The organism is Pseudomonas sp. SIMBA_068 (assembly GCF_046534705.1).
GTDB classification, from domain to species: Bacteria; Pseudomonadota; Gammaproteobacteria; order Pseudomonadales; family Pseudomonadaceae; genus Aquipseudomonas; species Aquipseudomonas putida.
Genome location: NZ_JAWRYI010000629.1, coordinates 1 through 267 on the forward strand (window position 1 = coordinate 1; position 267 = coordinate 267).

The 267-nt window shown below is 53.6% G+C and carries 1 protein-coding gene; it reads left to right on the forward strand.

Annotated elements, in window-relative coordinates; translation table 11 throughout:
* On the forward strand, positions 1-267 hold a 267-nt coding region (locus SB756_RS30730; RefSeq protein ID WP_410913324.1), incomplete at its 3' end, for a class II aldolase/adducin family protein.

A 267-nucleotide genomic window follows, 5' to 3' on the forward strand; every position in this document is an offset into this window, starting at 1 on the left:
GTGACCGGGTCAGGAAAATTCATGCGTAATGTCCAGCTTGATCCGGCGGATTGTCTGGCACTGCTGCAGGTCGATGACAAAGGGCTCTCTTATAAAATTCACTGGGGCCTGTCGAATGGCGGTTTGCCCACCTCTGAGCTGGCGTCACACTTTCAGTCTCACGCGGTGCGTAAAGCGGTCAGTAATGGTGCAGACCGGGTAATCATGCACTGTCACGCTACCAACTTTATGGCCTTAAGCTATGTGGTTGAGATGGATTCCGCCCGC